This window comes from Bradyrhizobium sp. URHC0002 (assembly GCF_054059515.1).
On the sequence record NZ_JBSSCF010000001.1, the window covers coordinates 5,487,120 to 5,508,555 of the forward strand.

Sequence of the window (21,436 nt, forward strand, 5' to 3'; positions counted from 1 at the left end):
AAATTCTTTTTCTGATTTGTCTCGCGGACCTTTTTGCCTCGCGATCGATCCGTCGCGGCTGGCGACCGGCCGTCACACGTTGGAGCTATGGATCGCCTCCACGACGGCCTCGGTGACATCCTTCGTCGTCGCGGTGCCGCCGACATCGGGCGTCGTGATGCCGGCGCCCGTGACCTTTTCCACGGCGCGCATCAGCCGCGCCGAGGCCTCGGCCTCGCCGAGATGATCGAGCATCTGCGATGCCGTCCAGAAGCTGGCCACCGGGTTGGCGATGCCCTTGCCGGTGATGTCGAACGCCGAGCCATGGATCGGCTCGAACATCGAAGGAAAGCGCCGCTCGGGATCGATGTTGGCGGTTGGGGCCACGCCAAGGCTGCCCGCCAACGCGCCGGCGAGGTCGGACAGGATATCGGCATGGAGGTTGGTCGCCACGATGGTATCGAGGCTCTGCGGCTTCAGCGTCATCCGCACCGTCATCGCATCGACCAGCATCTTGTCCCAGGTGACGTCAGGGAATTCCTTTGAAACCTCGTCGGCGATCTCGTCCCACATCACCATGCCATGTCGCTGCGCGTTCGATTTTGTTACCACGGTGAGGAATTTTCGCGGCCGCGACTGCGCCAGCTTGAACGCGTAGCGCATGATGCGCTGGACGCCGACGCGGGTGAAGACGGCGACCTCCGTGCCGACTTCCTCCGGCAGCCCGCGATGCACCCTTCCGCCGCAGCCGGCATATTCGCCCTCGGAGTTTTCGCGCACGATCACCCAGTCGAGGTCGCCGGGACCGACATTCCGCAACGGTGAGGTGATGCCGGGCAGGATCCGGGTTGGCCGGACGTTGGCGTATTGGTCAAAGCCCTGGCAGATCGGCAGGCGCAGGCCCCACAGCGTGATGTGGTCGGGAACATCGGGTGCGCCGACCGCGCCGAAATAGATCGCATCGAATTTCTTCAGCGTGGCGAGGCCGTCGGCCGGCATCATCACGCCGTGCTTGCGATAGTAGGCCGAACCCCAATCGAAGGTCTCGACATTGAATTTCACGTCGCCCAGGCGCTTCTGCAGGCTTTCGAGCGCCTGAACGCCGGCGGCGATGACCTCGGGACCGATCCCGTCGGCGGGAATTGCCGCGATTGAATATTCACGCATCGAAATCTCCTTGGGAACGGCTTGGGCCCGTGGCCTATCCACGTCACTGCGAGCGCAGCGAAGCAATCCAGAGAGCCGCAAGCCGAGGCATGGATTGCTTCGCTGCGCTCGCAATGACGGGGGCGTTTGCTTGCCTTGCTTTCAAGTCTGCGACTGCTGCCGCGGCGAGGCAATTGCCTCGCGTTTATACAAAAAATTGATATAATCTCCGCGGGAGGGCTGATGGATCTTCATCAACTGCGCTGCTTCGTGGCGGCGGCCGAGGAATTGCATTTTGGCAGGGCGGCGCAGCGGCTCGACATGCTGCCGTCGGCGCTTGGCCGCTTCATCCGGCTGCTCGAAGACGATCTCGGCACGCGGCTGATGACGCGCACGACGCGCAGCGTCGCGCTGACGGACGACGGCGCCGTGCTGCTGAAGGAAGCGCGGACGCTATTGACGCAAGCCGATGCGCTGGCCGGCCGGTTTCGCACGCGCGGCCGGAAGCGGACTGCGGTCATTCGTGTCGGCGCCATCGACAGCGCCGCCGCAGGGCTGCTGCCGCGGCTCTTGCACGATTTCCGTCAGCTTCGGCCCGACGTCACCGTGCAACTGGTCGAGGACAAGACCGTGCGCCTGCTGCCGCGCCTGTTGTCCGGCCGGCTCGACCTTGCCTTCGTGCGTCCGCCGGAGCGGCCCGACAAGCGGTTGGAATTTCTCTTCCTGCTGCATGAGACCGCGGTCGTCGCGGTGGCCGACCGTCATCCGCTGGCGTCGCGGAAGCGCGTGACCGTCGCCGATCTCGAAAACCAGCCGTTGATCGTCCCCGAACGCCGCTCACGTCCGCACAGCCACGATCTCACCATGAAACTGTTCGCCGAGGCCGGCCGTGAGGCGCGCGTCGCCCAGATTGCCGATGAAAAGCAGACCATCGTCAACCTGGTCTCCGCAGGGCTCGGCGTCGCCATCGTCCCGCGCTGGACCTCGCGAATGGCCCCGCGCGGCGTCCGCTTCATCCGCCTTGCGGCGACGGACATGAACAAGCTGCCGCTCGCTGCGGCCTTCACCCGCGGCACGCGCGATCCCGTGCGCGATGACGTCCTCGAAATGCTGAAATCCGATTTGCCGCGCTACGCGCGCGAGGCGTAGACGTTGTGAGAAGCGTAGCTCGGATGAGATCCGTAGGTGGGCAAAGGAGCGTTAGCGACGTGCCCACCCTCCATCCTCGATTACGCTGCTTGATGGTGGGCGCGCTTTCACGCAGTCATCGGCACCACAACACTTGTTAGAGACCGACGAACGGCGAGCACGCATGCTTCTTACAGCCGCGCCGGCATCCCCTTGGCTCAGCAGCAACGCAGCCCTCCTTACACAAATTTAATTTTCAACGAACGCGCCTGATCCAGTTCAGCACTTCGACCAGCACTTGCGAGGCATTTGCAATCAAAAGGGCACACCTCGACTTTCGGCGTAGCCAGCTAAGTTGAATTTAATTTGCCCTTCCAATCCCAAATCGATAGTTGCCCTCCAAGAGCGACGCGACTGGCAATGGCCGGGCGAGAAGGCGCTGCAACAATAAGCAAGAAAAGCAAGCACAGCGCTACTTTTCGTCATAGGAGAAGCATGCCCGGCATCGTCCATGTCGTGGATGACGACACATCGTTCCGAACCGCCATTCAGCGACTGCTGGAAATCGCCGGCTACGGGGTCATCACTTATCGATCAGCTGAGCAATTGCTGGATCAGCGGCCAGACGAAAATGCCGGGGGTTGCATTCTTCTGGATGTCCGATTGCCCGGCTTGAGCGGGCCTGAGCTGCAGCGCCGCTTGACTGAACTCGGCTCAACCCTGCCTATCATCTTTCTGACGGGTTACCAGGACATCAGTACCACGGCGAGGGCAATCAAGGCGGGAGCAGATAACTTCCTGATCAAGCCGGTAAGTCCGCAGGACTTACTGCGAGCAATTGAAAAGGCGATGGCGCGGCACGACACAGAGCGCGCGCTAAACAGCGAACTGGGAGCGCTACGGGCTCGGCTATCGACCCTGACGCCGCGCCAGCGGCAGGTCTTTGAAATGGTCGTGCGAGGTAAGACGAACAAGCATGCCGCGCGCGAACTTGGCTGCACCGAGCGAACGATCAAGGCTCATCGGCAAATAATCATGGTCAAAATGGAGGTTCAAACGGTACCTCAACTCGTCAGTATTGCCGAGCGGCTTGATGTATTAGGCCCGGAGAACGCGCCCCGAGACGACTAGGCGACACGCCGGCGGCCGCCGTCACCCGCGATACACGCGATCCGACGCGGCGATGACGTCCTGTAAAATGCTGAAGGCCGATCTGCCACGCTATGCCCGCGAGGCGTAGGTTGTGAGCCGCCATTGCCGCACTTTCCCTGGTCGGGGCGATTGAGCCAGGCCCAATATCTCCGCTTCGGTCGTTGCGCCAAAACGCCGATTTTCTCAAGCCAATCAAGGTGATTTGGGCCGTCCAGTCTGCCAGGCAAAAATATTCCGCTTCACGCGTAAGGCAAATCACCTGCATAACTCCGCGCGTCTCACGGCAGATGAGGGGCGTTGGCCATCGTCACGAACGTACGGTGAGATGCGATGGACGCGGAAGCCATGACTGACGAGGCTGGCTGAAGCGTACGGTGAAGTCGTGTGGTTCTGGCGTCGCGGTGCTGGCGCTAAGTTTCACGGGTCAGCTCGTGGAGCGACGGTGGCAAGAAAGCCGTTCACCGGGGAGAGCACGAAGTAAGCCGTAAAGCCATTGCGCAGGGAAGGCCGGAGTGTTTCCGCTGAACCTGTATGCTCGTGTGCGTTTTTGTTTGCGCATTTGGCACGCGAGACCGCGGGTGCAGCGTGCACCCGGTCTTCCCTGCGCCCTCTGATTTTTTGGGGGGGGGCAAAAGAAGATGCAAACCTCGGGCGATCAGCGCCGCGAGATCGCGAATTCATGTTTACAGACACCATCAGCCGGCATTGCGAGCGCAGCGAAGCAATCCATCTATCCCCGCGCCGAGGCGTGGATTGCTTCGCTGCGCTCGCAATGACGTGGAGAGAGCGGGGGCCTGCATCCTTCGAGACGGCGCTTGCGCGCTTCCTCAAGATGAGGTCTCAGACCCTCATAGTGAGGAGCGCGGCAACGCCGCGCGTACTCGGACGATGCTTGCATCGCCGATCGAACCATGAGGCCGCAGAAAGCCGCGCTGGCTTCTCAGATCGAAAAACTGGTCCCGCAACCACACGACGCGGTCGCGTTCGGATTGACCACGCGGAACGACGCGCCGATCAGATCGTCGACGAAATCGACTTCGGAGCCGGCGAGGAACGGCACCGAGGCCGGATCGACCAGCACCACCGCGTCCTCGCGCGCGATCACCAAGTCATCCTCGGCCTTGGCATGGTCGACGTCGAATTTGTACTGGAAGCCGGAGCAGCCGCCGCCCTCGACGGAGATGCGCAGCATCGCGCCGTCGCCTTCGGTCTTGAGGATTTCGCCGATGCGGCGGGCGGCCCGCTCGCTGACGGTGATGGCAGTGGTCATGGCATGCTCTCCGGCCCGTCATACCCAATTCATTTGGTATCGGGCGTCATACATAGTTAAGTGTGTAATCTCACGGAATCAAATGGATAAGGGCTAAAAAATCGTGTCGGTCGGAATGGCTGCCCCCCACGCGCCTTATGGCTGCGACCCCGATTCCAGCCGTGGCCGGCTGTTCTCGGAGCCTCCGAGCCGAACCCGCAGCCCGTTCCGGCGCGATTGCGACCGGGTGATCCATTCCGCCGCGTTCCGTCGCCTCAAGCACAAGACGCAGGTGTTCGTGTTCCACGAGGGCGACCATTACCGCACGCGACTGACCCATTCGCTGGAAGTGGCGCAGATCGCCCGCGCGCTGGCCCGCCAGCTCGGGCTCGACGAGGATCTCACCGAAACCCTGGCGCTGGCGCACGACCTCGGCCATCCGCCGTTTGGCCATGCCGGCGAACGGGCGCTCGACAAATGCCTCGCCGACCATGGCGGATTCGACCACAACGCGCAGGCGCTGCGGGTGGTGACCTCGCTGGAGCACCGCTATCCCGAGTTCGACGGGCTGAACCTGACCTGGGAGGCGCTGGAGGGCATCGTCAAGCACAACGGTCCGCTGACCGAGCCGGGTGGGGCGCCGGCCGGGCCATACCGCGAAAGCGGCATTCCCGTCGGTATTGCCGACTTCAATCAAAAGTTCGATCTGGAGCTTTGGAGCTACGCTTCGCTGGAAGCGCAGGCCGCGGCCTTCGCCGACGATATCGCCTATGACGCCCACGACATCGACGACGGCCTGCGCGCCGGCCTGTTCGGCGTCGATGACCTCAAGGTGATGCCGCTCACCCAAGCGATCATCAAGGAGATCGACCGGCATTATCCCAATCTCGACGATGCCAGGCGCGGCGCGGAACTGGTGCGCGAGCTGATTTCCTACATGATCGGGGCTGTCATGTCGGAGGCGGGCAGGCGGCTTGCGGCGGGGAAGCCGCAATCGGCGCATGACGTCCGCCACCACCATCAGCCGTTGATCGCCTTTCCGCCCGTGGTCGCGGAGGAGGAGGCCGCGATCAAGGCGTTCCTGAAACAGCACATGTACCGCCATCCGCGGGTGATGCGGGTGATGGGCGAGGCGGAAGGTATCCTGTTCGACCTGTTCGCACGCTACCGGACCTCCCCGGGCGACCTGCCGCCCGAATGGGTCGAGGGGTCAGAGCGCGAGTGCGAGGGGGAGCGGGCGCGCCGGATCGGCAATTTCATCGCCGGAATGACCGACCGTTTCGCCTTAATCGAGCATCAAAGGCTTTTTGACTCGACCCCGGATTTGCGTTAGGCGGCGCCCATGTCCGACAAGCCAGTTTCACAACACCTGTTTTCCGATGTGCTCGCGCGCGTGCACGCGATTTGCGCGACGCTGGCCGCCGAGGGCCAATGGCCCGCCGGCATCGATTTCTCCCGCGTCGTGGTCGAGCCGCCGCGCGATTCCAGCCATGGCGACATGGCGACGAATGCGGCAATGGTGCTCGCCAAGGACGCCAAGGCAAAGCCGCGTGAGCTTGCCGATAAAATCGCGGAAAAATTGCGCGCCGACGAGTTGGTGGCTTCCGTCGAGGTCGCCGGGCCCGGCTTCATCAATCTCACCTTGAAGCCCGAGGTCTGGGCTGGCGAACTGCTCACGATGCTGCGCGAAGGCGCGGCTTACGGCAAAAGCGCGATCGGCCACGGCGCCAAGGTCAATGTTGAATACGTCTCGGCCAATCCGACTGGGCCGATGCATGTCGGCCATTGCCGGGGCGCGGTGTTCGGCGACGCGCTGTGCGGTCTGCTTGATTTTGCCGGCTACGACGTCACGCGCGAATATTACATCAACGACGCCGGCGCGCAGGTCGATGTGCTCGCGCGCTCGGCATTCCTGCGCTACCGGGAAGCGCTTGGCGAAGACATCGGCGAAATCCCGGAAGGGCTGTATCCGGGGGACTATCTCGTGCCGGTCGGACAGGCGCTAGCGGCAGAGCATGGCGACAAGCTCAAGGCGATGCCGGAAGCGTCATGGCTGCCGATCGTTCGCAACAAGTCCATCGCCATGATGATGGACATGATCAAGGGCGATCTCGCCGCGCTGAACATCAGGCACGAGGTGTTCTTCTCGGAGCGGTCGCTGATCGAGACCGGCAACAACAAGGTGGCCGAGACCATCGATTTCCTGCGTGCCAAGGGCGATGTCTACGAGGGCCGCCTGCCGCCGCCGAAAGGCAAGCCGGTCGATGATTACGAGGACCGCATCCAGACGCTGTTCCGCGCCACCGCCTATGGCGACGATGTCGACCGTCCGCTGATCAAGTCGGACGGCTCGTATACGTACTTCGCGTCCGACATCGCCTATCACAAGAACAAGGTCGATCGCGGCTTCCTCGACATGATCAACGTGTTCGGCGCCGATCATGGCGGCTACATCAAGCGGATGCAGGCGGCGGTGAAGGCCGTCAGCGACGGCAAGGCCGCGCTCGACATCAAGGTCGTGCAGCTCGTCCGGCTGCTGCGTGCCGGCGAGCCAGTGAAGATGTCGAAGCGGTCCGGCGATTTCGTCACGCTGCGCGAGGTGGTCGACGAGGTCGGTTCCGACGCCGTGCGGTTCATGATGTTATTCCGCAAGAACGACGCGGTGCTCGATTTCGACCTCGCCAAGGTGCTCGAGCAATCGAAGGACAACCCTGTCTTCTACGTCCAGTACGGGCATGCGCGCGGCCATTCGATCTTCAAGAATGCTCGCGAGGTGGTTCCCAACCTGCCCGAGGACGATGCTGCGCGGTCTGCCTATTTGGCAGACGCCCCAGTGGGCTTGCTGACCGATCCGGCCGAATTGGACCTTTTGAAGCGGCTGGCGATCTATCCCCGGATGGTCGAGGCAGCGGCGGTCGCACATGAACCGCACCGAATCGCTTTTTATCTATATGATTTGGCCAGTGAATTTCATGCGTTGTGGACCAAAGGGCGGGATTTGCCCTATTTACGCTTCATTATGACTAATGATGCAGAGATCACGAGGGCGCGTCTGGCAATGGTACAGGGCGTCGTCTCGGTTCTGGCATCGGGCTTAGCCGTTCTCGGCGTCCGCGCTCCGACCGAGATGCGGTAGGCAGGGGCGAAGGCTTCACGGATGGGGGTCCGTGGGGTATCTGGCAGGGGCCACGCTCGTCATGGTTTGTTGACATGGCGGGTTGGCGCTTTCCCGTAGGGGATGCATCATCACGATGGCTGATCGATATCAGGACCGACCGTTTCCCTCCGCCGACCAAGCTCGCGGCGAGAACGATCCGCTTGCGGAGCTCGCAAGGCTGATCGGGCAGAACGATCCGTTGGGAGCCGCGGCCAAACCGGCGTCGCGCCCGCTGCAGTCGCGCGCCAACGTGCGTCCACAGCAGTATGATCCGCCGGAAGAACTGCCCGATGCGCCTCCGAGCCCGCCGGCATGGATGCAGCGCGCGCGTCACGAAACCCCGCTGCCGCCGCCTGTGCCGCCTGTGCCGCAGGATTACGATGACGAGCCCGAGTACGAGGCGGCGCCGGTGCATCCTGTGCACCGCTACGCGGCGTCCCAGCAGCCGCAACACGCGGCCCAGCAACCCCAGCAGTACGCAGCCCACCAGCCGCAGCAGTACGCAGCCCATCAGCCGCCGCCGCAGGAGCCCGAGCAGGACTATTACGAGGCGCCGCAGCAATACGCCGACGAGCCGCAGCAGGACCCGTCGCGCTACGACGATGCGCTGTATGGGCGGCTCGAAACCGGCGAGCACGACTATCAGCGCGATCCGGCCTATCCGGACGATCCTTACGCCTATCAGGGCGAGTATGAGGAAGAACCCGCGCCGAAGAAGCGCTCGAGCGGCCTGATGACGGTCGCCGCGGTGCTGGCGCTGGCGGTGGTGGGGACGGGCGCTGCCTTTGCCTATCGTACCTTTGTCGGTTCGCCCCGTTCAGGCGAGCCCCCGATCATCAGGGCCGACAACAGCCCGACCAAGGTGGTGCCGGCACCGTCCGACGCGAGCGCGGCCAAAAACCCCGACCGCATGATGCCGGGCGATGGCGGCGAGAAGCTGTTGTCGCGCGAAGAAACCCCGGTCGACGTCAATTCGAGGTCCGGCGGGCCGCGCGTGGTGTTTCCGCCGCTGAACCAGAACGCCAACCCGCCGCCGGCCGCGAGTGTGTCTCCGTCGGCGCCGATGCCTGTGGCCGCCAACGGCACGATGCCGAACAACGAGCCGCGCAGGATCAGGACGCTCGCCGTCAAGGGCGACGCTGCCGACAATGGCGGCATTCCAGCAGGCGCCAGTGCGCCGCAGAGGCCGGCTCCGCCGACGCGATCCGCGGCTGCCCCGGCCGCGGCTGCCCCGTCGGCGCGTAACCCGGCATCAGCCAATGCCAGCGCCAACCCGCCGATGTCGCTTGCGCCGCAGGCGTCCGAATCGGAGCCGCCGACCCGGGTGGCTGCGACCAACCCGACCCAAACCGCCCCGGCTGCAGCTCCCGAGGGTGGGGGCAGTTTCCTGGTCTCGGTGACGTCGCAGGACAGCGAGTCCGCGGCCAGGGAGTCGTTCAAGATGGTGCAAGGCAAGTACGCATCAGTGCTTGGTTCCCGTTCGCCGGTGATCAAGCGGGTGGATCTGGCCGATGGGAAGGTCAAATATCGCGCGATGATCGGGCCGTATCGCACGCGCCAGGAGGCTGCCCAGTTCTGCACCGAACTGAAAGCTGCCGGCGGGCAGTGCTTTATCCCGTAGAATTATCTCCGGTTTCCTTGACCCGGGTGCTGTGAGGGGCCTAATCGGCCCCCATGAGCAGCCGCGCATTCATCACGGGCATATCGGGACGGGCACTGAGCGCCACGGAGCGTGAATTCATCCGTGGCGAGCGCCCATGGGGCTTCATCCTGTTCAAACGCAATGTCGAGACGCCAGGTCAAGTGTCTGACCTCGTTGGCGAATTGCGGGATTGTGTGGGCCAAGCGGATGCGCCGGTGCTGATCGACCAGGAAGGCGGGCGGGTCGCCCGGCTGGGACCGCCGCATTGGCCGGCCTATCCGCCCGGCGCCACCTTCGGAGCGCTCTACGACCTCGACAAGGCGCTGGGGCTGAAGGCTGCGCGGCTCAGCTCGCGCCTGATCGCGGCTGACCTGATCGACCTTGGGATTACCGTCGATTGCCTGCCGCTGGCGGACGTGCCGGTGGCCGGGGCCGACGCCGTGATCGGCAACCGGGCCTATGGAACCGAGCCGGGCAAAGTTGCGGCGATCGCCCGCGCCGTCACCGAAGGGCTGGAACAGGGCGGCGTCCTGCCCGTGCTGAAGCACATTCCCGGCCACGGAAGGGCGACCGCCGACAGCCATTTCCGGCTCCCGACCGTTGATACATCGCGGGAAGAGCTGGAACGGACCGATTTCGCCGCGTTCCAGCGGCTGGCGAACCTGCCGATGGCGATGACCGCGCATGTTGTGTTTAGCGCGCTAGACCTCGCCCAACCGGCGACGACTTCTGCGACAATCATCCGGCAGGTGATTCGCGGCGGAATTGGGTTCCAAGGCTTGTTGATGAGTGATGACGTGTCCATGAATGCCCTGGCGGGATCGATCGCCGAGCGGACCCGCGCCATCGTCGACGCCGGCTGCGACATGGTTTTGCATTGCAACGGCAAGCTCGACGAGATGCGCGACGTGGCGCGCGAGACGCCGGAATTGGCGGGCGAAGCTTTGGACCGCGCCAGGCGGGCGCTGGCCTCGCGAAAACAGCCCGAGCCATTCGACCGGCAGGCGGCACGGGCTGAACTTGAAGCGTTGATGGATCGGGTAGGAACGGCATGACGGCTGAGATTCTATCGTTTGAAACCGGACGGCCTGCCGAAATCCCGGACGGCGAGGCTGCGCTCGTGGTCGACGTCGAGGGGTATGAGGGTCCGCTCGATCTTCTGCTGACGCTGGCGCGGCAGCAAAAGGTCGATCTCGCCAAGATTTCGATCCTGGCGCTGGCCGATCAGTATCTGTCGTTCATTGAGGCGGCGCGAAAGATCCGCCTTGAGCTCGCGGCCGACTATCTCGTGATGGCCGCCTGGCTGGCTTACCTGAAATCGCGCCTGCTGCTGCCCGAACCGCCGACACCGGACGGACCGAGTGCGGAAGAAATGGCGACGGCGCTGGCCAACCGGCTGCGCCGGCTCGAGGCCATCCGCGAAGCCGCCAACCGGCTGATGAACCGCCCGCAGTTCCAGCGCGATATTTTCCCGCGTGGCAATCCGGAATCGATCGCCGAAATCCGCCATCCCAAATTCACGGCAACCCTGTTCGACCTGCTCACCGCCTATTCCGCACAGCGCCAGCAGCGCGTGCTGGCGACGGTGCATCTGGCCAAGCGCACGGTGTGGTCGCTCGCCGAAGCGCGCGCCTCGCTGGAGCGGCTGGTTGGAATGACCGAGTCCGAAGACTGGAGCTGCCTCGACGATTTCCTGCTCAGCTACGTGGTCGATCCCTCGCAGCGGGCCACGGTGTTTGCGTCAAGCTTCGCCGCCGCGCTCGAACTGGTGCGGGAAGGCGAAATGGAATTGAACCAGAAAGAGGCGTTCGCGCCGCTGTATTTTCGTAAGCGTCCGCCGCAGGCAGCGATGCCCGCGCCGGATATGACGGTCGAGTAGTGGAAGGAGACCTAGCCATGGCAAGCCTGGCGGAAAAACGCATGGAAGATGCCGAGGATCATCCCATCGACCAGAATATTGAAGTTGAGGCGCGGCCGGAGGAATTGCGGCTTCTCGAAGCGCTGCTGTTTGCCTCAGCCGAGCCGATCGATCAGGCGACGCTTGCCAAGCGCATGCCCGATGGCGTCGACGTCAAGGCGGCGCTGGCGCAACTGCAGGCCGAATATGCCCCGCGCGGCGTCAATCTGGTGCGCGTCGCCAACAAATGGACCTTTCGCACCGCCGGCGATCTGTCCTGGCTGATGACGCGCGAAAGCACGGAAACGCGGCGGCTGTCGCGAGCCGCAATCGAGGTGCTGGCGATCATCGCCTATCACCAGCCGGTGACGCGCGCCGAGATCGAGGACATCCGCGGCGTGATCACGTCCAAGGGAACACTGGATGTGCTCCTGGAAACCGGCTGGATCCGTCCCCGCGGTCGCCGCAAGACGCCGGGCCGGCCGCTGACCTTCGGCACGACGGAAGCGTTCCTGTCGCAGTTCAGCCTGGAAGCGCTCGGCGACCTGCCTGGTCTCGAAGAGTTGAAGGGCACGGGGCTGCTGGATTCGCGGCTGCCTTCCGGCTTCAGCGTTCCGACGCCGTCCGACGACGTGGCGCTGCGTGAGGACGAGGATCCGCTCGACGCCGGCGATACTCTGGAACTCCTGCTGGCGCCGGCCGCCGAGCCCGAAGAGGGCGGTGGAGCTGGTTCTGAAGGCTCAGCCGGCTAGCCCCGCAAGCCGGGTTAACAATAGCCATAATACGTAACCGCGACAGCGATTTGCCGCGGCAGGGGTCCTTGTTTTTGATACCTCTCGGGCCTACCTTCCGGCAAAGCTTGGCCGGAAGCTGGCCGTCTCTTTTGGAGGGTTGCAGGATGGGTTCACTTAGCATTTGGCACTGGATCGTCGTGATCGCAGTGGTCCTGCTGCTGTTCGGCCGCGGCAAGATTTCGGACCTGATGGGCGACGTTGCCCAGGGCATCAAGGCCTTCAAGAAGGGCATGCAGGACGACGACAAGACGGCTGCCGAGAAGCCCGCCGAACCGGTGAAGACCATCGATCACAATGCGGCGCCTGCGCCGACGGCGGCACGGACGGATGTCGGCAGCAAGGCTGTCTGAACCAGGCATCTTGGACCAGGCGTCGGTTGAACGACGCCGGTTGAGAAAAGGCGCGGGCAGCTCCAAATCGTGGCTATGATGGATTGGGGCGCGGACGTCTCGCGCGAGCGGAAGAATTCATGTTCGACATCGGGTGGAGTGAACTGGTCGTCATCGCGGTTGTCGCGCTGATTGCCATCGGCCCGAAGGAGCTGCCGGGCGTCCTGCGCATGGTCGGGCAATGGATGGGCAAGGCGCGCAAGATGGCGTCTGAATTCCAGGGCCAGTTCCAGGAAGCCATGCGCGAGGCCGAAATGGCCGACCTCAAGAAAAGCTTTGACGAGGTCAAGGACGTCGCGGCAGGCCTCTCGCCAGCCAATGTCATGACCTCGCTGCAGAAGGACGTCGGCGACGCCCTGCAGATCGGCGACATCGACAAGCCTGCCACGACCCAACCCAACGATGCACAGGTGGCGTCCGCGATCGGCGAACCCGTCACGCCGACGACGCCGGCCGAGCCTGTGCCGGAGACTTTTGTGGAAGCCGAGGCGCATGCGGCGGCGTCCGAGCCGCTTGCGATCACGCGTGAAGCTCAGGCGGCGGCGCAGGATATCGCGCCCGCGGCGCCTGACGTTCTCAAGGACGCCAAAGCGTCATGACCATCGAGGATATCGAGGCCAGCAAGGCGCCATTGATGGATCATTTGATCGAGCTGCGTTCGCGGCTGATCAAGGCGCTGTTGGCCTTCGGCATAGCCTTCATCTTCTGCTTCTTCTTCGCCAAGCAGATCTACAACGTGCTGGTCTGGCCGTTCGTCTGGGTCGCCGGGCCCGAAAACTCGAAATTCATCTACACCGCGCTGTTGGAATATTTTCTGACCCAGCTGAAGCTGGCGATGTTCGGCGCGGCCTTCATCTCGTTCCCGATCGTTGCCGCGCAGATCTACATGTTCGTGGCGCCCGGCCTCTACAAGCACGAGCGCGGCGCGTTCCTGCCATATTTGGTCGCCACGCCGTTCTTCTTCGTGCTCGGCTCGCTGCTGGTCTATTTCGTCGTGCTGCCGATGCTGGTGCGGTTCTCGCTCGGCATGCAACAGACCGGCGGCGACGAGACCGCGCAGATCCAGTTGTTGCCGAAGGTCGGCGAATATCTGTCGCTGATGATGTCGCTGATCTTCGCCTTCGGCATCGCGTTCCAGCTTCCGGTCATCCTGACGCTGTTGGGGCGGATCGGCATCGTCACCGCGAAGATGCTGCGCGAGAAGCGACGCTATTTCATCGTCATCGCCTTCGTGATCGCAGCCGTCCTGACGCCGCCCGACGTGATCAGCCAGGCCTCGCTCGCGATCCCGCTGCTGGCGCTCTACGAGGGCGCGATCATTGCGGTCGCCATCGTGGAGAAGAAGGCCGCTGCGGCCAAGTCCGCGGCCGGCACGCCGCCCTCCGCCAGCCCGCCGCCGCCCGAGGCCAATCCGGCGGAGTAGGGCAGCCTTGGCGCCCGATAATCGGCCGTCATTCCCGGCGAAAGCGGGGAATCCAGTACGCCGCGGCCTCTCGACTATCGCACTGGTGCTCTGGAATACTGGATCACCCGCTTTCGCGGGTGATGACCTGTGTGGTACTTGGAGCGCACCACAAACGGTCAACGAGAGCGCTGACTGTTTGCATCGTGACGCCCGAGGACTGACCGCCAATGCACGACATCAAATCGATCCGCGACAACCCCCAGGCGTTCGACGCCGGACTGAAGCGCCGCGGGCTGGCGCCGCTGTCGGCCGGGCTGCTGGCGATCGACGAGAAACGCCGTGCGGCGATCCTGGCGTCCGAGCAGGCGCAGGCGCGGCGCAACGCGGCGTCGAAGGAAATCGGCGAGGCCAAGAAGGCCAAGGACGAGGCGCGCGCCGGCAAGCTGATGGCGGAGGTCGCCGAACTCAAGACCACGATGCCGGAGCTCGAGCTGGCCGCCAAGACGGCCGACGAAGAGTTGGCGAAAGAGCTCGCAGCGCTTCCGAACCTGCCGCTCGACGACGTGCCCGAAGGCGCAGACGAGCACGGCAATGTGCAGCGTCACGTCTACGGCAAGATCCGCAACTATGCCTTCACGCCGAAGCCGCATGACGATCTCGGCGGTGCGCTCGGCTACATGGATTTCGAGGCGGCCGCAAAACTGAGTGGCGCGCGCTTCGTTGTGCTGAAGAAGGGTCTCGCGCGGCTCGAGCGCGCAATCGGTCAGTTCATGCTCGATCTCCACACGGGCGAGCATGGTTACACCGAGATCAACCCGCCGCTATTGGTGCGCAACGACGTGATGTTCGGCACAGGCCAATTGCCGAAATTCGAGGACGACCAGTTCTGGGCCATCAAGGGCGAATTGCTTGCGGCGCCCGACGAACGATTGAAGACCGAGCGTCTCGGTCTCATTCCCACCGCCGAAGTCTCGCTGACCAACCTCGTCCGCGAGTCCATCGTCGACGAAAAAGAACTGCCGATGCGGCTGACCGCGCTGACGCCGTGCTTCCGCGCTGAAGCGGGCGCGGCGGGCCGCGATACCCGCGGCATGATCCGGCAGCATCAATTTACAAAAGTCGAACTGGTATCGATCGCGACGCCCGAGACCAGCCGCGACGAGCACGAGCGCATGCTGTCGTGCGCCGAGGAAGTGCTCAAACGGCTGGACCTGCATTACCGCGTGATGACGCTGTGCTCCGGCGATATGGGTTTCTCGGCGCAAAAAACCTACGATATCGAGGTGTGGATGCCGGGGCAGGGCGAGGGCGGTGCTTTCAGAGAAATCTCGAGCTGCTCGGTGTGCGGCGATTTCCAGGCGCGGCGCATGGATGCGCGTTCGCGCGGGCCCGACGGCAAGCCGCGTTTTGTGCACACGCTGAACGGCTCCGGCACGGCGGTCGGCCGCGCGCTGATCGCGGTCATGGAAACCTATCAGCAGGAAAACGGCGCAATCGCGGTGCCTGAGGTGTTGCAGTCCTACATGGGCGGGCTCAAGACGATCGAGCGGGACAAATAGCGCAAAGCAAAATGGCATTGCATCGCGACATCTTTTGGATCGGGAGGCAATGGGCTGTAACCGGCCACGGGATGCAATTGATCGACCAGCGGCTGGAGGGGGCCTTCGATATCGAAGTGGCCCGGCTGTGGGACGGCGATCTCATCGAGAGCTTGCGTGCCAAGGCGTGGCTCAAGGCCGACGATTTCGACAAGGCGCTGGCGGTTGCGCGGACGCGACATCCGCAGTCGTCGGGCGCGGTGGGGCCGGTGCCGGTAACTGCGCAGGCGCCGATCGCGCCGCCTCCGGCGAAGCCGGAAACGCCGAAGTTTGAAACGCCGAAGCCTGAACGGCCCGCTGCCGTGCAGCCTCCGTCTCCATCAAAACCGCAGGTGCTTGAGAGCCCGCCGCCCGTTGCCATCGAGCCGGCAAAGCAGCAATCGCCGGACCTGCAGTTGAAAATCGATGGCGGCGCCAGATTCGCACGGCCTTGGCGCGTCTGGATGAAGAAGACATGAGGAAATCGGCCGGTTTGCCTCAGCCGCGATAGCCGGATAAGACGACGCCCAAAGGCAAAAGCCCGCCTCGACCTGAACCAGAAGGCATTTTGACGGATGCGAATTCTCTGCACCAACGACGACGGTATCCATGCGCCGGGCCTGAAGATCGTCGAGGAGATCGCCCGCGCGCTGTCCGACGACGTCTGGATCGTGGCGCCGGAGCTCGATCAGTCCGGCGTGTCGCATTCGTTGTCGCTGAATGATCCCTTGCGGCTGCGCGAAGTCGGCCCGCGCCATTTCGCGGTGCGGGGCACGCCGACCGATTGCGTGATCATGGGCTCGCGCCACATCCTCGGCGAGAAGATGCCCGATCTCGTGCTGTCCGGCGTCAACAAGGGCCGCAACGTCGCCGAGGACGTCGTCTATTCCGGCACCATCGCCGGCGCCCTTGAAGGCACGATTTTGGGAATCCCGTCATTCGCGCTGAGCCAGGAATTTTCCATCGAGACCCGGCACGCGCCGCTGTGGGAAACCGCGCTGAAATTCGGTCCGGACATCCTGCGCAAGGTGATCGATGCGGGCGTGCCGAAGAACACGGTGATCAACGTCAACTTTCCCGCCTGTACGCCCGATCAGGTCAAGGGCGTGCGCGTGACGCGTCAGGGCAAGCGCAATCTCGGCTTCCTCAAAGTCGACAAGCGTCACGACGGCCGCGGCAACCCCTATTTCTGGATCGGCTTCGATCGGGCCGCGACGAAGGATACGCCGACCGAAGGCACCGATCTCGCGGCGCTTGCGGCACGCTACGTGTCGGTCACGCCGCTGCGACTCGACCGCACCGACGAAGCGTTTTCGGAAGAGCTGACGGCGACGCTGAAGTGACGCGAAGCGTCATCCCCGCGAAGGCGGGGATCCAGTACGCCGTGGCTTCTCGATTCCTTCGCAGGTCTCTGGAATACTGGATCATCCGCCTTCGCGGATGATGACAGTTGTACGTTTGGATGGTCCTAGACCGGCGCGCTCTTCATCGTGGAGGCGATGACCTGGGCCAGCGTTTCCAGTTGGAATGGCTTCTGCAGGGCGGGGCGGTCGCGATATTCCTGGGGCAGGCCTGAGGAGCCGTAGCCGGTCGCAAAGATGAACGGGCGGTTGCGCGCCGTGATCAGCTCGGCGACCGGCGTGATCACCTTGCCGTTGACGTTGACGTCGAGAATGGCGAGATCGAATTCGGTCGATTGCACCAGCTTGACCGCTTCGCCGATTTCGCCGGCCTCGGCAGCTACGCTGTGGCCCAGCTCTTCCAGCATGTCAGCGACCATCATCCGGATCATGACCTCGTCTTCAACGAGGAAAACAGAACAGCCCACCGGCCGTGTCGCTATCATGAGGGGAATCCTTGACCTTCCAAGGCTTTGAGGTTCGCAAAAAACACCCCTGGGCGCAACGTCCACATCAACCGGCACGCTTTGAAGCAAAGACGCCGGCGACGGATTAGCCGGTGCACTAACGCCGGGAGCAGGTTGGCAGTTCCAGTAGCCGGAACCAGAATCTTGAGGAAATTCTTCCTTAAGTGCGTGGACGCTATTACATCTCGGCGAGCCTGAGCCCGCCGCGAGACCGCAATGTCGCAAGAACCGCCCGAGAAGATGATGTTTCAGCTCGCCCTGCGGCGGCGGGGGATCAGCGACCAGGCGGTGCTGCGCACCATGGAAGCGGTGCCACGGGAGGTTTTCGTGGCGGCTGGCGACCGCGGTCATGCCTACCGCGACAGCGCGCTCGGCATCGCCTGCGGACAAACCATCAGCCAGCCCTTCGTGGTGGCCTACATGACCGAGCAGCTGCAACTGCAGAAGGGCCACAAGGTGCTCGAGATCGGCACCGGCTCCGGCTATCAGGCCGCGGTGCTGTCGCGGTTATGCGCGCACGTTCTGACCATCGAGCGCTACCGGACGCTGGCGGACACGGCCCGCGACCGGCTCGAAGCGCTCGGCTATTTCAATATCGAGGTGATGCTCGGCGATGGCTTCGACATTCCACCCGGCGCCGGCGATTTCGACCGCATCATCGTCACCGCCGCGATGGAGAAAATCCCGGACACCTTGCAGCAGCGGCTCGAGCCCGGCGGCATCCTGATCGCACCGGTCGGCCCGCATCACGGCACCCAGACGCTGGTCAGGGTGACCAGGACGGACAGCGGGTTCGAGCGCAAGGAATTGGTCGATGTCCGCTTCGTACCGGCGCTGCCGGGAATTGCGCGCGAGCTGTAGAATTCCGGATTGGCGGTTCCCGCCAACATCTTATTCCAAGGGTTAAGCGGTTATTTACTCGCGAGGTGTTTACTCAAAACAGTATTTTGTTGCGTACGAGTGAGTAACCATGTCCCGTCTTGCCGAGTTGCTTCGCTCGCGTCGGGTGCCGCAGGTCGCGGTGCTGGCGCTGATGTCGGTCGGCTTTGCCGGCTGCAGCGCCGATATGCAGACGCGCCTTTCCGACTTCTCCAATCCCTTTGCCTCGCAGCCCGAAGCCACCGGTTCGGTGCGCTCGCCCGCCGTCGAACGCCGTGAGCCGCCGCAATATTCCCGGCCGCAGGCGTCCTCCGCGCCACAATACCAGTCCCAGCCCTTGCCGGCGCCCGCCGTCGCTACGCCGCGCGCTTATCCGGCCAGCTCGGGCGGGGTGTCGGGAGGAGGGCGCGGGATTTCGTCCTATGCGCCGCCGTCCCATTCGCCCATCGAGACCACCGCCACGGTGCCGCCCCGCTCGGTCGCAGCCGCGCGCCCGGCTGCGCAGAACGGCACCACGATCATCGTCGGCACCAGCGACACGCTCGACCATATTGCCAAACGCTACAACGTTTCAGCCGCCACGATCCTGCAGGCCAATGGCTACAAGGGCCCCCGCGTGCTGTCGCCCGGCCAGCAGCTGATCATTCCGAAGCAGGCCGCGGTGGCTGCAGCCGCGCCGGCGCTTGCGCCGGCGGCCAGCAAGCCGGTTGCCGCTGCGGCCGCACCGCCGAGCGTCCATGTCGTCAATCGCGGCGATACGCTGATAAGCATCGCGCGCCGCAACAATGTCCCGGTTGCCGAACTCGCCAAGGCCAACAATCTCGATCAGTCCGCCAAGCTCAGTCTCGGCATGAAACTTACGGTACCCGGTTCGAGGTCTGCGGCCGCAGCGCCAGTGGCGCAGCCCGTCGTCGCCGCATCCGCCCAGCCCGTCGCCCCGGTTGCGGCGCCGGTCACCAAGATGGCTTTGGCCGGCGGACCGCCGCAGAGCGCGCGGCTGGCCTCTGCCACCACCAATGTCGTGGAAGAAAAGCCCGTCGTCGAAGCGGCGTCCGTCAAATCAAGCGAAGCCACCGGCGCACTGCCGACCTTCCGCTGGCCGGTGCGCGGCAAGGTGATCACGAGCTACGGCGCCAAGACCAACGGCAAATCGAATGACGGTATCAACCTGGCGGTGCCGGAAGGCACGCCGGTGAAGGCGGCGGAAGATGGCGTGGTCGCCTATTCCGGCAACGAGCTCAAGGGTTACGGCAATCTGGTTCTGGTGCGGCACTCCAACGGTTACGTCACTGCATATGCCCATGCGAGTGAACTGATGGTGAAGCGCGGGGATACGATCAAGCGCGGTCAGATCATTGCCAAGTCGGGTCAATCGGGTGAGGTGGGGTCGCCGCAGCTCCACTTCGAGATCCGCAAGGGATCTTCGCCGGTTGACCCGCTTCAATTCCTGAACGGGGCGTAATCGATCGCTGCGCAGCGGCGTCGCCACACCCAAAACTGTCGTCGCCCGGCCTTGTGCGCAATTGCGCACTGGGACCGGGCGATCCAGTATTCCAGTGCACTTGCGATTGAGCCGGGAAGCCGCGGCGTACTGGATCCCCCGCCTTCGCGGGGGATGACGGTCAGAGGCAGAGGCGCGACCGCGTCACTTCCCGGAAAGCCTCACGCCCAGCCGTCCCGCCAGTTCCTGCGTGAACTGCCAGGCGACGCGGCCCGAGCGGGAGCCACGGGTGGTCGACCATTCCAGCGCCTCGCGCTCCAGCTCTGCGTCGCCCATCTTGATGCCGAAATGGCCGCAATAGCCGCGCACCATCGCGAGGTACTCGTCCTGGCTGCAGCGGTGGAAGCCGAGCCACAGACCAAACCGGTCGGACAGCGACACCTTCTCCTCGACCGCTTCGCCCGGGTTGATCGCGGTCGAGCGTTCGTTCTCGATCATCTCGCGCGCCAGCAGATGCCGCCGGTTCGAGGTGGCGTAGAGGATGACGTTGTCGGGACGTCCCTCGATACCGCCTTCCAGCACCGCCTTCAGCGATTTGTAGGAAGCGTCGTTGCCGTCGAAGGAGAGGTCGTCGCAGAACACGATGAAGCGGAAATCGGAGCTGCGCAGGAGGTCCATCAGGCCGGGCAGGCTCTCGATATCCTCGCGGTGGATCTCGATCAGCTTCAGCCGATCGGCCGGCTTGCGGTCGATGTTGATATTGGCGTGAGTGGCCTTCACCAGCGACGATTTGCCCATGCCGCGCGCGCCCCATAGCAGCGCGTTATTGGCGGGCAGCCCGTCGGCAAAGCGCTCGGTGTTTTCGATCAGGATGTCCCGCACCTGGTCGATGCCTTTGAGCAGGCCGAGGTCGACGCGGCTGACGCGCGGCACCGGGGAAAGTCGCCCATCCGGATGCCAGACAAAGGCGTCGGCGGAGCCGAACGACTCATGGCTTCCCGCCGCCGGAGAGGCCGCCGAAAGGTGGCCGGCGATGGCTTCGAGCGCGGCTGCGATCCGCTCGGCAGCGGCGCCGTTGGGCGCGCTTGCCGGACGTTTTGTCGCGGTTTTCGCTGGCGCCCGCGAGGCGGTCTTGGGGGTCGCGCGGGGCGCTGTTTTCTTTGCTTTTTTCGACATTTTTGCAGTTCCTGACCGCGCAGCCTTAACGGGCCTTGGAAGGTCCCGCAAGCGGCCTAAATGAGAGGCCCGGCCACGTTGCAATTGGGCCCGCCGCCGCTATAGTCCGCGCGAATTTGCCCGAACCGGCGACATGCCCAGGACGCTATGCCGAGGCATGGCCGGTTCTTTTCCATCTCACGAGGATTGTTCGAATGCTGATTACCCCTGCGTACGCCCAGGCTGCGGCCGGCGGCGATGCCAACAGCATGCTGATGTCGTTGCTGCCGTTCGCGCTGATCTTCGTGATCATGTATTTCCTGATTCTGCGCCCGCAGCAGAAGAAGGTGAAGGATCACCAGGAACTGGTCAAAAACATCCGCCGCGGCGACACGGTCGTCACTTCGGGCGGTCTGGTCGGCAAGGTGACCAAGGTGGTCGACGACGACCAGATCGAGTTCGAAATTTCGGACGGTGTCCGCGTGCGGCAAATGCGGCAAATGATCTCTGGCGTCCGCGCCAAGGGCGAGCCGGCCAAGGAAAAGAGTGAGACCAAGGACGAGACGTCCGCAAGCTGAG

General features: G+C 63.9%; 21 protein-coding genes. 17 read left to right on the plus strand and 4 right to left on the minus strand.

Annotated elements, in window-relative coordinates; all coding sequences use genetic code 11:
* Positions 1–72: 72 nt before the first annotated feature.
* A complete protein-coding gene (locus tag ACVWVY_RS26715; protein ID WP_456629165.1) occupies positions 73–1,146 on the minus strand; it encodes a tartrate dehydrogenase in 1,074 nt (357 codons plus the stop codon).
* Between the two features lie 222 nt (positions 1,147–1,368).
* On the opposite strand from ACVWVY_RS26715, the gene ACVWVY_RS26720 reads away from it, so the two are divergent.
* Together ACVWVY_RS26720 and ACVWVY_RS26725 are read left to right on the plus strand one after the other, a co-directional pair.
* Entirely contained in the window at positions 1,369–2,274 is a 906-nt protein-coding gene (locus ACVWVY_RS26720) for a LysR family transcriptional regulator (protein WP_456629166.1), read from the plus strand.
* A 474-nt stretch (positions 2,275–2,748) separates the two neighbouring features.
* Complete coding sequence (locus tag ACVWVY_RS26725; protein WP_456629167.1) at positions 2,749–3,384, plus strand: response regulator transcription factor; 636 nt, start codon at positions 2,749–2,751, stop codon at positions 3,382–3,384.
* 961 nt (positions 3,385–4,345) lie between these two features.
* Here the strand turns inward: ACVWVY_RS26725 and erpA are convergent.
* Positions 4,346–4,675 (minus strand): iron-sulfur cluster insertion protein ErpA, encoded by a 330-nt coding sequence (gene erpA / locus ACVWVY_RS26730; protein ID WP_456629168.1) that lies wholly within the window; start codon positions 4,673–4,675, stop codon positions 4,346–4,348.
* A gap of 103 nt (positions 4,676–4,778) precedes the next feature.
* On the opposite strand from erpA, the gene ACVWVY_RS26735 reads away from it, so the two are divergent.
* From ACVWVY_RS26735 to surE, 12 genes are all read left to right on the plus strand, one after another.
* Positions 4,779–5,987 carry a deoxyguanosinetriphosphate triphosphohydrolase gene (locus tag ACVWVY_RS26735; RefSeq protein WP_456629169.1) on the plus strand — a complete coding sequence of 403 codons (1,209 nt, stop codon included), beginning with the start codon at positions 4,779–4,781 and terminating at the stop codon, positions 5,985–5,987.
* A 9-nt stretch (positions 5,988–5,996) separates the two neighbouring features.
* Positions 5,997–7,790, plus strand: a complete 1,794-nt coding sequence (argS, locus tag ACVWVY_RS26740; protein ID WP_456629170.1) for an arginine--tRNA ligase — start codon at positions 5,997–5,999, stop codon at positions 7,788–7,790.
* Positions 7,791–7,905: 115 nt separating this feature from the next.
* The gene (locus tag ACVWVY_RS26745; RefSeq protein ID WP_456629171.1) at positions 7,906–9,432 is read left to right on the plus strand and encodes an SPOR domain-containing protein; all 1,527 of its coding nucleotides are present in this window, start codon (positions 7,906–7,908) and stop codon (positions 9,430–9,432) included.
* 53 nt (positions 9,433–9,485) lie between these two features.
* Positions 9,486–10,508: a beta-N-acetylhexosaminidase gene (gene nagZ / locus ACVWVY_RS26750; RefSeq protein ID WP_456629172.1), complete on the plus strand. Its 1,023-nt coding sequence runs from the start codon at positions 9,486–9,488 to the stop codon at positions 10,506–10,508.
* A complete protein-coding gene (locus ACVWVY_RS26755; RefSeq protein ID WP_456629173.1) occupies positions 10,505–11,332 on the plus strand; it encodes a segregation and condensation protein A in 828 nt (275 codons plus the stop codon). The genes nagZ and ACVWVY_RS26755 overlap by 4 nt, the downstream gene beginning before the upstream one ends.
* 17 nt (positions 11,333–11,349) lie before the next feature.
* Positions 11,350–12,102, plus strand: coding sequence for an SMC-Scp complex subunit ScpB (scpB, locus tag ACVWVY_RS26760; protein ID WP_456629174.1), 753 nt, complete (start codon positions 11,350–11,352; stop codon positions 12,100–12,102).
* 146 nt (positions 12,103–12,248) lie between these two features.
* Complete coding sequence (locus ACVWVY_RS26765; protein WP_334387851.1) at positions 12,249–12,494, plus strand: twin-arginine translocase TatA/TatE family subunit; 246 nt, start codon at positions 12,249–12,251, stop codon at positions 12,492–12,494.
* A gap of 119 nt (positions 12,495–12,613) precedes the next feature.
* Positions 12,614–13,132, plus strand: coding sequence for a Sec-independent protein translocase protein TatB (tatB, locus tag ACVWVY_RS26770; RefSeq protein ID WP_456629175.1), 519 nt, complete (start codon positions 12,614–12,616; stop codon positions 13,130–13,132).
* Positions 13,129–13,956, plus strand: coding sequence for a twin-arginine translocase subunit TatC (tatC, locus tag ACVWVY_RS26775; protein ID WP_456629176.1), 828 nt, complete (start codon positions 13,129–13,131; stop codon positions 13,954–13,956). Before tatB ends, tatC begins: the two co-directional genes overlap by 4 nt.
* Positions 13,957–14,165: 209 nt before the next feature.
* Positions 14,166–15,497 carry a serine--tRNA ligase gene (serS, locus tag ACVWVY_RS26780; RefSeq protein ID WP_456629177.1) on the plus strand — a complete coding sequence of 444 codons (1,332 nt, stop codon included), beginning with the start codon at positions 14,166–14,168 and terminating at the stop codon, positions 15,495–15,497.
* Between the two features lie 11 nt (positions 15,498–15,508).
* Positions 15,509–15,994, plus strand: a complete 486-nt coding sequence (locus ACVWVY_RS26785; RefSeq protein ID WP_456629178.1) for a hypothetical protein — start codon at positions 15,509–15,511, stop codon at positions 15,992–15,994.
* A 96-nt stretch (positions 15,995–16,090) separates the two neighbouring features.
* Positions 16,091–16,858 (plus strand): 5'/3'-nucleotidase SurE, encoded by a 768-nt coding sequence (surE, locus tag ACVWVY_RS26790; protein ID WP_456629179.1) that lies wholly within the window; start codon positions 16,091–16,093, stop codon positions 16,856–16,858.
* A 125-nt stretch (positions 16,859–16,983) separates the two neighbouring features.
* Here the strand turns inward: surE and ACVWVY_RS26795 are convergent, their stop codons facing one another.
* Positions 16,984–17,361, minus strand: a complete 378-nt coding sequence (locus tag ACVWVY_RS26795) for a response regulator (protein WP_456629180.1) — start codon at positions 17,359–17,361, stop codon at positions 16,984–16,986.
* A gap of 237 nt (positions 17,362–17,598) precedes the next feature.
* Between ACVWVY_RS26795 and ACVWVY_RS26800 the strand changes: the two genes are divergently transcribed.
* Together ACVWVY_RS26800 and ACVWVY_RS26805 are read left to right on the plus strand one after the other, a co-directional pair.
* Complete coding sequence (locus tag ACVWVY_RS26800) at positions 17,599–18,243, plus strand: protein-L-isoaspartate(D-aspartate) O-methyltransferase (protein WP_456629181.1); 645 nt, start codon at positions 17,599–17,601, stop codon at positions 18,241–18,243.
* 109 nt (positions 18,244–18,352) lie between these two features.
* Positions 18,353–19,723 carry a peptidoglycan DD-metalloendopeptidase family protein gene (locus ACVWVY_RS26805; protein ID WP_456629182.1) on the plus strand — a complete coding sequence of 457 codons (1,371 nt, stop codon included), beginning with the start codon at positions 18,353–18,355 and terminating at the stop codon, positions 19,721–19,723.
* A 183-nt stretch (positions 19,724–19,906) separates the two neighbouring features.
* Here the strand turns inward: ACVWVY_RS26805 and ACVWVY_RS26810 are convergent, their stop codons facing one another.
* A complete protein-coding gene (locus ACVWVY_RS26810) occupies positions 19,907–20,878 on the minus strand; it encodes an ATP-binding protein (protein WP_456629183.1) in 972 nt (323 codons plus the stop codon).
* A 194-nt stretch (positions 20,879–21,072) separates the two neighbouring features.
* On the opposite strand from ACVWVY_RS26810, the gene yajC reads away from it, so the two are divergent.
* Positions 21,073–21,435, plus strand: coding sequence for a preprotein translocase subunit YajC (yajC, locus tag ACVWVY_RS26815; RefSeq protein ID WP_456629184.1), 363 nt, complete (start codon positions 21,073–21,075; stop codon positions 21,433–21,435).
* Position 21,436 lies beyond the last annotated feature (1 nt).